The sequence below is a fragment of the Aestuariibaculum scopimerae genome, from assembly GCF_059428085.1.
Genome location: NZ_CM182089.1, coordinates 2,095,679 through 2,109,389 on the forward strand (window position 1 = coordinate 2,095,679; position 13,711 = coordinate 2,109,389).

Annotated in this window: 13 protein-coding genes; 12 read left to right on the forward strand and 1 reads right to left on the reverse strand. The window is 35.8% G+C overall.

Annotation, left to right across the window (positions count from 1 at the left end):
* The first annotated feature begins 226 nt into the window (after positions 1-226).
* The 4 genes from AC5SR4_RS09035 (at position 227) to AC5SR4_RS09050 (ending at position 4,204) form a co-directional block, all read left to right on the forward strand.
* Positions 227-1,054 carry a prephenate dehydratase gene (locus tag AC5SR4_RS09035; protein WP_495355920.1) on the forward strand — a complete coding sequence of 276 codons (828 nt, stop codon included), beginning with the start codon at positions 227-229 and terminating at the stop codon, positions 1,052-1,054.
* Positions 1,051-2,196, forward strand: coding sequence for a pyridoxal phosphate-dependent aminotransferase (locus AC5SR4_RS09040; protein ID WP_495355921.1), 1,146 nt, complete (start codon positions 1,051-1,053; stop codon positions 2,194-2,196). The genes AC5SR4_RS09035 and AC5SR4_RS09040 overlap by 4 nt, the downstream gene beginning before the upstream one ends.
* Positions 2,193-3,044 carry a prephenate dehydrogenase gene (locus AC5SR4_RS09045; RefSeq protein WP_495355922.1) on the forward strand — a complete coding sequence of 284 codons (852 nt, stop codon included), beginning with the start codon at positions 2,193-2,195 and terminating at the stop codon, positions 3,042-3,044. Before AC5SR4_RS09040 ends, AC5SR4_RS09045 begins: the two co-directional genes overlap by 4 nt.
* Positions 3,045-3,121: 77 nt before the next feature.
* A complete protein-coding gene (locus tag AC5SR4_RS09050; RefSeq protein WP_495355923.1) occupies positions 3,122-4,204 on the forward strand; it encodes a chorismate mutase in 1,083 nt (360 codons plus the stop codon).
* Positions 4,205-4,242: 38 nt separating this feature from the next.
* On the opposite strand, the gene AC5SR4_RS09055 is transcribed toward AC5SR4_RS09050, so the two are convergent.
* Positions 4,243-4,692 (reverse strand): hypothetical protein, encoded by a 450-nt coding sequence (locus AC5SR4_RS09055; protein ID WP_495355924.1) that lies wholly within the window; start codon positions 4,690-4,692, stop codon positions 4,243-4,245.
* A 162-nt stretch (positions 4,693-4,854) separates the two neighbouring features.
* Here AC5SR4_RS09055 and rsgA point away from each other — a divergent pair, with 162 nt between their 5' ends.
* From rsgA to queA, 8 genes are all read left to right on the forward strand, one after another.
* Positions 4,855-5,808 carry a ribosome small subunit-dependent GTPase A gene (rsgA, locus tag AC5SR4_RS09060; protein WP_495355925.1) on the forward strand — a complete coding sequence of 318 codons (954 nt, stop codon included), beginning with the start codon at positions 4,855-4,857 and terminating at the stop codon, positions 5,806-5,808.
* 43 nt (positions 5,809-5,851) lie between these two features.
* On the forward strand, positions 5,852-6,304 hold the full coding sequence (gene dtd, locus AC5SR4_RS09065; protein WP_495355926.1) for a D-aminoacyl-tRNA deacylase: 453 nt from the start codon (positions 5,852-5,854) through the stop codon (positions 6,302-6,304).
* Positions 6,304-6,816, forward strand: coding sequence for a metal-dependent hydrolase (locus AC5SR4_RS09070; RefSeq protein ID WP_495355927.1), 513 nt, complete (start codon positions 6,304-6,306; stop codon positions 6,814-6,816). The genes dtd and AC5SR4_RS09070 overlap by 1 nt, the downstream gene beginning before the upstream one ends.
* A 75-nt stretch (positions 6,817-6,891) precedes the next feature.
* On the forward strand, positions 6,892-8,796 hold the full coding sequence (locus AC5SR4_RS09075; protein WP_495355928.1) for a DUF3858 domain-containing protein: 1,905 nt from the start codon (positions 6,892-6,894) through the stop codon (positions 8,794-8,796).
* A 2-nt stretch (positions 8,797-8,798) separates the two neighbouring features.
* Positions 8,799-10,742 (forward strand): transglutaminase family protein, encoded by a 1,944-nt coding sequence (locus AC5SR4_RS09080; RefSeq protein WP_495355929.1) that lies wholly within the window; start codon positions 8,799-8,801, stop codon positions 10,740-10,742.
* Positions 10,742-11,068, forward strand: a complete 327-nt coding sequence (locus AC5SR4_RS09085; protein WP_495355930.1) for a nucleotide pyrophosphohydrolase — start codon at positions 10,742-10,744, stop codon at positions 11,066-11,068. The genes AC5SR4_RS09080 and AC5SR4_RS09085 overlap by 1 nt, the downstream gene beginning before the upstream one ends.
* A 38-nt stretch (positions 11,069-11,106) precedes the next feature.
* Positions 11,107-12,375, forward strand: a complete 1,269-nt coding sequence (locus AC5SR4_RS09090; RefSeq protein WP_495355931.1) for a 3-phosphoshikimate 1-carboxyvinyltransferase — start codon at positions 11,107-11,109, stop codon at positions 12,373-12,375.
* Positions 12,376-12,510: 135 nt separating this feature from the next.
* On the forward strand, positions 12,511-13,560 hold the full coding sequence (gene queA, locus AC5SR4_RS09095; RefSeq protein WP_495355932.1) for a tRNA preQ1(34) S-adenosylmethionine ribosyltransferase-isomerase QueA: 1,050 nt from the start codon (positions 12,511-12,513) through the stop codon (positions 13,558-13,560).
* The last annotated feature ends 151 nt before the right edge of the window (positions 13,561-13,711 follow it).

Genomic DNA, 13,711 nt, shown 5'->3' on the forward strand with positions numbered 1-13,711 from the left:
TTATGTATTTTGATTTCTTAAAATATTAATTACTTTAGCGCTGTAATTATGACAACAACAGTATATTATACATATTTTAACAACTGGTTTTATTTCTTTTTTAGCAAAAGAAACGAGGCGTTGTATGTATAATTTATAAACATAAATTAAGTATGAGTCTCGATGAAAATCGGGACTTTTTTTTGTTTAACAGTTGGTTAATTAAAACTATAATAAATATTGAATTTTGATTAATACGGTAGCTATACAAGGAATAAAGGGCTCTTTTCACGATATTGTGTCAAAGCAATTTTTTAATAAACCCGTTGGTGTTATTGAGTGTTTAACATTCGATAGGGTGGTAGATTCCCTCATTACAAAAGAGTGCGATGCCGCCATTATGGCTTTAGAAAATTCCATTGCCGGATCCATTATTCCCAATTATGCATTAATTGATAAATATGGATTGCATATTGTTGGAGAGCATTATTTGGATATCCAGCATAATTTAATGGCATGGCCCAATCAAAATATAAAGGAAATTAAGGAAGTGTATTCGCATCCTATGGCTTTGTTACAGTGTAAGGAGTTCTTTAAGCTGCACCCCCATATTAAATTGGTGGAAGATAAAGATACCGCCGAGGTTGCAGAGCGCATCCATAAACAGCAATTAAAAGGTGTTGGGGCCATTGCAAGTGTTATGGCGGCCGAAATTTTTGAATTGGACATTCTGGCACATAGTATACAAACCATTAAGCATAACGAAACTCGTTTTGTTATTGTAAAGCGGGTAAATTCTGAAGTGCCAGAGCATGAGATTAACAAGGCCTCCTTAAAATTTGAAGCCGACCATAAACGAGGCAGTTTGGCGGCTATTTTAAATGTAATGAGCGATTGTAAGCTTAATTTAACCAAGATACAATCCTTGCCTATTGTAGAGACCCCTTGGAAGTACGCATTTTTTGTTGATGTGACTTTTGAAACATATACGGATTTCAAAAAAGCGAAATCCCTCATGGATATTATGGCCCATAACTTTAAAGTGTTGGGCGAGTTTAAAAATGCTAAGTTATGATAGAAGTAGCTAACAGATTGCAAACCGTAGAGGAATACTACTTTTCTAAAAAACTAAGAGAAGTCAATCTGCTTATGGCCAGTGGTAAGCCCATAATCAATTTAGGGATTGGTAGTCCAGATTTACAGCCACCACAAAAAGTAATCGATGCGCTTACGGCAGGATTAGCACATCCCAATGCACATAAGTACCAAAGTTATCAAGGGCTTCCAGAATTACGGGATGCCATGGCAGGGTTTTATAAAATGCATTTTTCGGTTAGCTTAAGTCCGTCAACCGAAATATTACCGTTAATGGGAAGTAAGGAGGGTATTATGCACATTTCTATGGCTTATTTAAATGAAGGCGATGCAGTTTTAATACCAAACCCGGGATATCCTACTTACCAATCGGTAACAAAATTATTGGGTGCCACGCCAATGTTTTATGAATTGGACGAAGCCAACAACTGGCTGCCCGATTTTAAGGCATTGGAAGCAATGGATTTAAGCAAAGTAAAAATCATGTGGGTAAATTATCCACATATGCCAACAGGGGCCCAGGCCAGTAAATTTTCATACGAGGCATTAGTGGCGTTTGGCAAAAAGCACAATATATTGATTGTTAACGATAACCCGTACAGTTTTATATTAAACGACGACCCAAAAAGTATTTTAAGTGTTGCGGGTGCCAAAGAAGTTTGCTTAGAGCTTAATTCGTTAAGTAAAACATTTAATATGGCGGGTTGGCGTGTAGGCATGGTTGTAGGCGATAGTGTGCATATAAGCAACATATTAAAAGTAAAAAGCAATATGGATTCTGGTATGTTTTACGGTGTGCAAAAAGGGGCTATAGAAGCCTTAAAGTGTTCAAAAATGTGGTTTGTAACATTAAATAATGTTTACAAGCAACGCCGAGATTTGGTGTGGCAATTGGCAGAAGCTTTAAACTGCACTTATGATGAACACGCTACCGGACTTTTTGTTTGGGCTAAACTACCAGCCTATGTTAAGGCAGAAGAGTTTATAGATTTAGTACTAAAAGAAAACCACATATTCATTACGCCAGGAACTATTTTTGGTAGTAAGGGAGAAGGGTACATACGGTTTTCATTATGTGCATCAACCGAGGTGTTAGAAGAAGCAATAGCAAGAATAAAATGAAAAATATATACGCAATAGGAGTTGGTTTAATAGGAGGTAGTCTTGCTAAAGATATTAAGGCTAAGTACCCAAATGTGGTTATTCATGGTATTAGTAGAAAAGAAACGACTTTAGATCAAGCATTGGCGCTTAAGCTTATTGATAAAAAAGCAACATTGGATGATATTGGTAATGCCGATTTGGTTATTATATCGATTCCTGTAGATGCTACCGTTAAACTGCTGCCAACCGTTTTGGATAAAGTAGCAGATACAACTTTGGTAATCGATGCGGGCTCTACAAAGTTAGATATTTGTAAAGTAGTAGAAAACCATCCAAAGCGCAGAAACTTTTTGGCCATGCACCCAATAGCAGGAACAGAACATTCAGGCCCCTCTGCAGCCATTAGTGGTTTGTTTATAGGGAAGACCAATATTATTTGTGAGGTAGAAAAAACAACCTTTAAACTTCAAGAAAAGGCTCTAGAGCTGTTTAAAAAGTTGGGCATGCGTATTCGTTATATGAACCCAGAAGCGCATGATAAACACATTGCCTACGTATCACATTTGTCGCATATAAGTTCGTTTATGTTGGGTAAAACCGTTATAGAGAAAGAAAAAAATGAACGCGATATTTTTGATATGGCTGGAAGTGGATTTGCCTCGACCGTTCGATTGGCTAAAAGTTCGCCCGAAATGTGGACACCAATATTTAAACAGAACAAACAAAACGTTATAGAAACATTAGAAGAATATATACATAACCTTACCCATTTTAAAGAGCTGATGAAAGATGATGATTTTGAAGCTATTTTTAATGAGATGAAAAACACAAACCATATAAAAGATATATTAAACGGTATTATTTAAGAGAACAAAAACTAAAAGTTATTTCGAACCATGTGGGGTGTCACATAAAGTAGATTTATAAGGTAAATTAAACAAAAATGGAAAACAAGAAAGAAATGAGAACCTGGTTAGATGATTTAAATTTAGATCATCCGTTGGTAATTGCAGGACCTTGCAGTGCAGAAACCGAAGAGCAAGTATTAAAAATAGCGCACGAGCTAAAAGATACAGATGTTAATTATTTTAGAGCAGGTATTTGGAAACCGAGAACACGACCAGGTATGTTTGAAGGCGTAGGGGCTTTGGGACTAAAGTGGTTACAAAAAGTAAAAGCAGAAACGGGCATGAAAGTTTGTACCGAGGTAGCCAATGCGGCGCATGTAAAATTGGCATTAGAGCATGATGTGGATTTATTATGGATTGGTGCACGTTCCACTGTAAGTCCGTTTATCATGCAAGAAATAGCAGATGCATTACAAGGTACCGATAAGCCAGTACTGATTAAAAACCCGGTAAATCCAGATTTATCATTGTGGTTAGGGGGTATAGAAAGAATCTACAATTCAGGCGTTAAAAACATTGGAGCCATCCATAGAGGGTTTTCAACATACCAAAAAACAAAATACCGAAATATTCCAGAATGGCAATTGGCTATTGAGTTTCAAAACAGATTTCCAGATATTCCTTTAATTAACGACCCATCGCACATTACAGGAAAAAGAGATATGATTTTTGAAGTATCACAAGAAGCATTAGACTTGAATTTTGATGGGTTAATGATTGAAACACATTACGATCCAGACAATGCCTGGAGCGACGCAGCGCAACAAGTAACACCATCAACTTTGGTTCAAATCATGAAGGATTTAAAAATTAGAAAAGAAACCGATTCTGAAGCCGAGTACAATAAATCGTTGGGTAACTTAAGAGCCCAAATAGATGTGGTAGATAATCAAATTATTGAATTATTAGGCCAACGTATGAAAGCAGCCGACAGTATTGGAGCTCTTAAAAAGCAAAAAAACGTTGCTATTTTACAAAGCAAGCGTTGGAATGAGATTTTAGGCAAAATGGTATTAGAAGGAGAAGCTCACGGATTAAGTGAGGAGTTCATTTTAAAAATGTTTAAGGCCATCCACCAAGAATCCATCAACCATCAAGAGAAGGTTATTAATGGGTAAAAAGTAAAAAGGCTCGCCACTGGCGAGCCTTTTACATATTATTTATTCCGTTTAAAAATATACCGCGTAATAAAGATACCTTGTCCGTCTTCTTTGCCACTGTCACTTTCAACAGCACTGGTTACAAAAGCCAATTCCCAGCCTTCCGCTATCATGGCGTTTATCTTAGAGCCAACAACCGCATCATTGGCCGCAATGTTTTGAAAGCGAATCCCGCCAATATTGTAAAAGTTTAATAGCTTGGTTTCCTCAAAATATTTTACACGAATATCGCCTCGGTCAGATTTGTTCCGTGTATTGTTGTCTTCCGTTTGTTCTGATGTAAAATCTCTATAATCACGTTCATCAACAGCAGAAATTAATCTCGAGCGCCCCAAGCCACTGGGTACAATAGACTCCACACTTGTAATAATTTTGTATTCAACTTGGGCATACACATCCAACAAACCTATAGATAAAAAGGCTGTAACTAACAGTAACTGTTTCATGGTTTTAGTTTTAAAATTAAGTATTTAAATATACATTTTTTTTGAATTGCTATTTATGTGTCTGTAGGTTATCTTCCTGTCGCTTTCAAACTTTATTACTTTGTTACTTTTCTACTAAAATAACTCCTTACCTTTGTATCTTTAGGATTTTATTCTATTTGAATGACAGGACGCGTATATAAATCTACAGGAAGCTGGTACACTGTAAAAACCGAATTGGGGGAGACTTACGAATGCCGCATAAAAGGTAAATTCCGTATGCAAGACATTAAGAGTACCAACCCCATAGCGGTAGGCGATTATGTGGATTTTGAGTTGGAGACCGACAATAATGAGGTTACGGGCATTATCAATAACATTCACGACCGTACCAATTACATCGTTCGTAAGTCCGTTAACCTGTCAAAACAAACCCATATCATAGCTTCCAATATCGATCAGGTGTTTTTAATGATTACCATTAATAATCCACCAACGCTAACAAGCTTTATCGATCGGTTTTTAGTAACCACCAATGCCTATTCCATTAAAACAATTTTGCTGTTCAACAAAATTGATACGTATGATGAAGAAACACTTAATGAAGTTAAGTATTTGGCCCATATATATCGAAAAGTAGGCTATCAATGCATTGGTGTATCTGCCAAAACAGGTAAAAATGTCGATAAGGTAAAAACCTTAATGCATAACAAAGTAAGCATGTTTTCTGGTCATTCTGGCGTGGGTAAATCTACTTTGGTGAATGCCATAGAGCCTGCTTTAGACTTAAAGACCAAAGAAATATCCAGTCAACATATGCAAGGGCAGCATACCACCACCTTTGCCGAAATGTTCGACCTTAGTTTTGGTGGTAAAATTATAGATACGCCAGGCATTAAAGGGTTTGGGGTAGTAGATATGGATAAGGAAGAAGTAGGCGATTACTTTCCCGAAATTTTCAAATTAAAACAAGACTGTAAATTTAATAACTGTTTGCATATTCAAGAGCCCAAATGTGCTGTAAAAAAAGCATTGGATAACGATGAAATCGCCTATTCACGTTACCGAAGCTATCTACAGATTTTAGAAGGTGAAGACGAGCATTATAGGACGAATACATGGGATGATAAGTTATGAGTTTTAGTTTATAATCGAACCATCTAATAATCTAACAATCTAAATGAAAGCTGTAATACAACGTGTTAGCCAAGCCAATGTAACCATTAAAAATAAAGAAGTAGCGTCTATCACCAACGGTCTTTTAATACTTGTGGGGATTGTAGATAATGATACCCAGGAAGATATTAGTTGGCTTTCAAATAAGGTAGTTAACCTACGTATATTTAACGATGACCAAGGTGTTATGAACAAATCGCTGTTGGATGTTGATGGAGATGCCATTGTGGTAAGCCAGTTTACCTTACATGCCGCTACCAAAAAAGGCAACCGTCCTAGCTATATCAAAGCAGCAAAACCAGATATAGCCATTCCGCTTTACGAAGCTTATGTTAAGCAGTTGGAAACCGATTTGGGTAAACCGGTTCAAACGGGACAATTTGGTGCCGATATGAAGATAGCATTAGTTAACGATGGTCCTGTAACTATCATTATCGATTCGAAAAATAAAGTATAATGGCATCCATATTCGGGCATAGTATAGTAGGCTTTACACTAACCAAGGTGTTGGATACACACCAAACCAAATGGTTGCTCTTGGCAGCTATTTTTTCAACCATATTGCCAGATTTTGATGTTTTAAGCTTTCAGTTTGGGGTGCCTTATTCCCATCCTTTAGGACATAGAGGCTTTACACATTCTATTCTTTTTGCACTTTTATGGTCCCTTATTTTAATGTTTACAATAGGGAGAAAATATAAAAGCATTTGGTTTTTGGTTATATTTTTGTCCACAGCATCACATGGTGTTTTAGATGCCATGACCTCTGGAGGCAAAGGGGTTGGTTTCTTTATTCCCTTCAATAACCATCGCTTCTTTTTTCCATTTCGAGGTATTAAAGTCTCTCCCATAGGGATAGAGCATTTTTTTTCAGAATGGGGACTTAATGTTATTTTTAGCGAAATAAAGTATATTTTTATTCCATGTTTTTTTATATTTGGTGTAAGAATTTTAATGAAACCTAAATAATAGCTAAAGGTTTTCTCTCTCCATTAATTCTTAATTGGTAAATAAAGTGTATAAAACTTTACTATACAGGTTACGATGATTAAAAAATGGCTTAACATTCTTGTTTTTTTTACAACCCTTTTTGTATTTCCCCAAGACAATTTATACACAAGTTTAACCATTCCAAAAAACCTTACGCAGCATGCCAATGCTGTTGTCAGGTTAAATGAGGTAGCTATTACAATAGATTCTCAACAAGAATTACATATTGTAAAAAAGCGTATTGTTACTGTTTTAAACGAAAAGGGTAATTCTTCTGTACAAGCCTATGCGGGTTATGATAATTATTTGAAAATCAAAAAAATAGAGGCTTTAATCTATGACGATACAGGAGCAGAAATTAAAAAAGTTAGGAAGAAAGATTTTATAGACCATAGTACTGTAGATGGGGGTACACTCTATACAGACTCTAGAGTGTTGTTTTTAGGGTATACACCAATTACATACCCGTATACAGTAGAATTTTTTTGTGAAATAGAAACATCCAATACAGCTAGTATATCCTCATGGATGCCCATAGATGATTATTATGTTAGTATAGAGACAGATATCTATACATTAAAAGATTACGCAAATTTAGGGTTGCGATTTAAAGAAAAGTATTTTGAAGGCTTTCCTATAGATGTGAATAATACATCAACATCACTAAGCTATACTTTAAAAAATGCACAAGCAGTCCAACCTGAAGACTTAAGTCCCTCATTATCCAAATTGGTTCCTCAGGTTTTAGTAGCATTAGAGAATTTTCAATTTTACGGAATTAACGGAAAAGCAAAGGATTGGCTGGAGTTTGGAAATTGGATGAATTCACTTTTGGTTGGAAGAAATACGGTAACCGATGAAACCAAACAAGCTATATTAAAATTAACAGCTGATATACAAGATCCAGTAGAAAAAGCAAAGAAGGTTTTTGAATTTGTTCAAAACAATACAAGATACATCAGCGTTCAGGTGGGTATTGGTGGTGTACAACCTATATCGGCGCTAGAGGTAGATCAATTAAAATATGGCGATTGTAAGGGGCTTACTAATTATACCCAATCGCTTTTAGCTATTGCGGGAGTACCTTCCTATTACACCATTGTGGAATCTGGCAGTAATATATATGATATGGAAAACGACTTTGCTTCCTTACAACAAGGCAACCATATTATATTGGCCATTCCAAATGATGATGATATGATTTGGTTAGACTGCACCAGTCAAGTACATCCCTTTAATTTTATTGGTGATTTTACAGATAACAGAAAGGTGCTTGTTGTAAAGCCAGATTCCAGTGAAATTTTAAGAACCACCATCTATCCAGACACACTCAACCATCAATTAATGAAAGCAGACATTAGGTTGAACGGAGATGGAAGTATTGATTCTAAAATAACAATGACAAGTCAAGGCACCCAATACGATAAAAAATTTCAAATTGAAAGCTTGTCTGATAAAGATGTTATTGAGTTTTATAAAGAATATTGGGGGTATGTAAACAATCTTGAAGTAGTAAAATACAATTTTAACAACGATAGAGAACACATAGAGTTTACAGAAAGTATTAACGTACATGCAAATAATTATGCCTCATTTAGTGGAGAAAGGCTATTGCTTAGGCCAAATGCGTTTAATAAAAACACTTTTATTCCCGATAGGTACCGTATTAGAAAATTGCCTTTAGAAATACAAAGAGGTTATCTAGATGAAGATTATTTTACTTTAGAAATTCCTGAAGGTTATGAAATAGAAGCAATTCCCAACAATATATTGGTGAAAAATAAATTTGGAGAATATAAGGTTGAAATTGATAAGGTTAATAATAAAATTGAATACACAAGAAAACTTTTAATTAAAAAAGGCGAATATCCAAAATCTGAATATGAAGCCTATAGAAATTTTAGAAAAGAAGTTTCAAAAGGTGATAACGCTAAACTAGTACTAAGAAAAACCAACTAATTATGAATGCAAGAAGATTTATATTGTTATTATGCATGTTCGTTTTCCAATTTAATTTTTCTCAAGAAATAGAATTTGGAAAAGTATCAAAAGAAGAGCTTTTAGAAACAGCTTATCCTAAAGACGCATCGGCAAATGCAGCCATATTGTATAAATGCCAAAACACCTATTTTAGTAGTAGCACCTCGTCTATTAGTTTAATAACAGAAATTCACGAAAGAATAAAAATATACAATAAAGAAGGCTTTGAAAAAGCCACCATAACTATAAATCTTTACAATGGAAGAAGTGATGAAGAACATGTTGGCAAAATTAAGGCATATACATATAATCTTGAAGGGGACAAAGTTGTTAAAACGGAGTTGGATAAAGACCAAATTTTTGAAAATGAATACAGCTATAATTATAACCAGGTAAAATTTACAATGCCTAATGTAAAAGAGGGTTCCGTTTTAGATATAGAATATAATATAAAGTCACCATTTTATTGGAATATTGATGAGTTTAGATTTCAGTACGATATTCCTATAAAAAGATTAGAAGCAGAAATTAGAACGCCCCATGGTTTTAATTTTAATGCCATACAAAAAGGCTATATTGGGTTTTACCCCGAGCGATCCAGTAAAAAGGACAATAGGTTGGGTATGACGGTAGATATTATAAAATACAACTTAAATGATGTGCCTGCCCTTAAAGAAGAAGGCCTGGTTGATAATATTAATAATTATACAGCAGGGGTTATGTTCGAGTTGGTGTCAATCGAAATAGGGGCCACTTACAAAAGTTTTGGAAAAAGTTGGAGCGATGTTGCTAAAACCATTGGAAACTCTGATGATTATAAATATAAACTAGATAAGACAAATTCATTTGATGAAACATTGGATGAGGTAATTTCTGGAAAAACAAATCAGGTAGAGAAGATGAAAGCGGTGTTTAAATTTGTGAAGGACAATATTAAGTGGAATGGCATGGACGGGAAATATTTTTATAACGGCATTCGCAAAACTTTAAAAGAAAAAAAGGGAAATGCAGCCGATGTTAATCTAACCCTTGTAGCTATGTTACGATATGCAGGAATTGATTCCAATCCTCTTATTATAAGCACAAAAGATAATTCAATTCCAGTTTTTCCTACGGTTGATAGACTAAACTATGTATTGGCTTATGCTGTTATTAATGGAGAAAAATATTTTCTAGACGCAACAGATGAATTCAGTGATATTAATTTATTACCGATTAGAGATTACAACTGGCAAGGTATTTTGGTTGATAATAATAAGATGGTTTGGAAACAAATAGAAATAGATGATGCAAAAGCAGCAGTAGGGCAATACGTTGTTGATGCAGAATTAGATGAAGATGGTGTTATGCAGGGAAATTTTAAATCGAGATATACAAACCATAAAGCATATGAGTTTAGAGAAACGTTTAAAGACCAAGATTTAGATGCTTTTGTAGCCAACAGGGAAACCAAGTATCAAAATATAGAAATATCAAACTATGAGGTGAAAAATGCAGACGATTATCAAGGGTTTGTATCAGAGTCTTTTAATTTTTATAAAGAAGGTGGTGCCGATGTAATTGATGATAAAATGTATATACAGCCCATGTCTTTTCTTAAAATTACAGAAAATCCGTTTAAATTAGAAAATAGAGAATTTCCAATAGATTTTGGTCACCCCTTTAAGGATAGTTATATTGTTAACGTTACAATTCCTGAAGGGTATAAATTAGAGTCTTCCCCAAGCCCTGTAATTATAAAAATACCAGAGGACTTGGGAGAGTTTAGATTTGTGCCAAAAGTATTGGGTAACAGAATTCAGTTATCAGCTTCTTTAGAAATTAAAAAAGCAAGTATGGCTGCAAATACCTATCTATTTTTAAAAGAGTTTTTTAACCAAATGATCAATAAAGAATCAGAACAAATAGTTTTAACTAAAGTATAATGAACATTCAAAACGCACAACAGGTAGTAGACGATTGGATTCAGGCGCATGGGGTACGCTATTTTAACGAGCTTACCAATATGGCTCAGCTTACCGAAGAGGTTGGTGAGGTAGCACGTATCATTGCACGCCGTTATGGAGAGCAAAGCGAAAAAGAAAGCGATAAGGACAAAGATTTGGGTGAAGAACTTGCCGATGTTTTGTTTGTTGTTTTGTGTTTGGCTAACCAAACAGGGGTAGATTTACAGCAAGCTTTTGATAAAAGAATGGACAAGAAAGCAAAACGCGACCACGATAGACACCATAATAATAAAAAATTAAAGTAAATTTGCAGGCTTAAACCAACTTTGGTAACACTTTTATAATGAATATTACCCTGCAAAAATCGTCAATCGTCAACTTGTCTGCCGGACAGGCAGGTCGTCAACCGCACATTCAAATTACTGGTTCAAAAAGTGAGTCTAATAGGTTATTGCTTTTACAGGCATTATACCCGCACATACGCCTTGAAAACGTTTCCAATTCAGACGACAGTAACTTAATGGCGAATGCGCTCAGTACAACATCAAATGTGGTAGACATTCACCATGCCGGTACAGCCATGCGATTTTTAACAGCTTTTTTTGCCATACAAGAAGGCCGAACCGTTGTGCTTACGGGCTCTAAACGCATGAAAGAACGCCCCATTCAAATTTTAGTAGAGGCCCTACAACAGTTGGGAGCCGATATAACTTATGAAGAAAATAGTGGGTATCCGCCCATTAAAATAACCGGTAAAAAGCTCACCAAAAACAAGGTATCATTAAAGGCCAATGTTAGTAGCCAGTATATTTCGGCACTATTACTTATAGCTTCTAGGTTGGAAAATGGCTTAGAGCTTACTTTGGAAGGCGAGATCACGTCGGTACCTTATATAAAGATGACGCTGGCTTTGCTAAACGAAATAGGCATAGAAACAGCGTTTAACGGACAGGTTATTAGTGTACGGTCGCAGTCGCAGGACCCAACACCCAACACCCAACACCCAACACCCAAAACCCTTACCGTTGAATCCGATTGGTCTTCGGCATCCTACTACTTTAGTATTGTAGCGATGAGCCCTATTGGAACTGAAATCACCCTATCTGCCTACAAAGAAAACTCCTTACAGGGCGATTCGGCTTTGGTGGATATTTACAAGGACTTTGGGGTAGAAACCACCTATCAAAACAATAGCATTACCTTAAAAAAAGCAGGTAAAGCACAAGAGGCGTTTAGCCATAACCTAACCAATGCGCCCGATATAGCGCAAACCATAGCCGTAACCTGTTTTGCATTGGGTATATCCTGTAATTTACTGGGGCTGCATACTTTAAAAATAAAAGAAACCGATAGGTTGGTGGCGTTAAAAACCGAAATCGAAAAATTAGGTGGTAATGTTACTATTACCAATCATTCGTTACACTTAGCACCTTCTAAAACCATACATTCCAATGTGTCTATTGCCACCTATAACGATCATAGAATGGCTATGGCATTTGCGCCTTTGGCTTTAAAAACAAGCCTGCTTATCGGGGACGCTATGGTAGTTTCAAAATCCTATCCCACCTTTTGGGATGACCTGGAATCCATTGGTTTTAAAATAACTAAATAATAATCATACAATTACTTGACAAGCCCTACTTTCAGATTGTATATTTGCAGCCGTTTGGAATTTTATAGGGTAAGATTTTAGTAATAAAACCATAAGCCCTAAGCTTCTAAACTATAAACACTTAAACACTTTTAAATGAAATTATCACACTTTGGGTTTAATTTACCAGACGAATTATTAGCAGAATATCCAGCAGAAAATAGAGACGAGGCCCGTTTGATGGTCTTAGATCGAAAAAAGCAAACCATCGAGCATAAGATGTTTAAAGATATTGTGGATTATTTTGATGAGGAAGATGTTTTAATTTTAAACAACACCAAAGTATTTCCAGCCAGATTGTATGGCAACAAAGAAAAAACAGGTGCTAGAATAGAAGTGTTCTTATTAAGGGAGTTGAATGAAGAGCAACGCCTTTGGGACGTTCTTGTAGATCCGGCACGTAAAATACGTATTGGTAACAAGTTGTATTTTGGTGAAGATGACAATTTAGTGGCCGAGGTTATAGACAATACCACATCTAGAGGGCGTACCCTACGTTTTCTATATGATGGCTCTTATAAAGAATTTAGAAGAAAACTAAACGAATTGGGCGAAACACCACTGCCTAAATACATTCGTAGAGAGGTAGAGCCAGAAGATGAAGAGCGTTACCAAACCATTTATGCCAAAAATGAAGGCGCTGTAGCAGCACCTACTGCAGGGCTTCACTTTTCAAAACACCTATTAAAGCGTTTAGAAATTAAAGGTGTTAATTTTGCTGAAGTAACACTACATGTGGGCTTAGGAACGTTTAACCCGGTTGAGGTTGAAGACCTGTCTAAGCATAAAATGGACAGTGAAGAACTTACCATAGATGAAAAAGCCGTTGAAACCGTAAACAAAGGCATTAAAAACAAAAAACGTGTGTGTGCCGTAGGTACTACCGTAATGCGTGCCATAGAAAGTTCGGTATCTTCAAACGGTATGTTAAATGAAATGGATGGGTGGACCAACAAGTTTATTTTCCCGCCATACGATTTTAGTATTGCCAACTGTATGATTACCAATTTCCACACACCAAAGTCTACGTTGTTAATGATGGTGTCGGCATTTGCAGGGCACGATTTTATTAAAAAGGCTTACGAAGAAGCCATCAAAGAAAAATACAAGTTCTATAGCTATGGGGATGCGATGTTGATTCTTTAATTCCTGCGGAGGCAGGAATCTCATAATAGTAAACGCCCTTTTATAGGGCGTTTTACATTTTTATAAGGTTATCAAAGGGCATTTTTTTTAATACGTAAAGCCCTTAAGGATAATGGAACGTTTTTATTGTTTTTGGATTTGTATGGGGGGG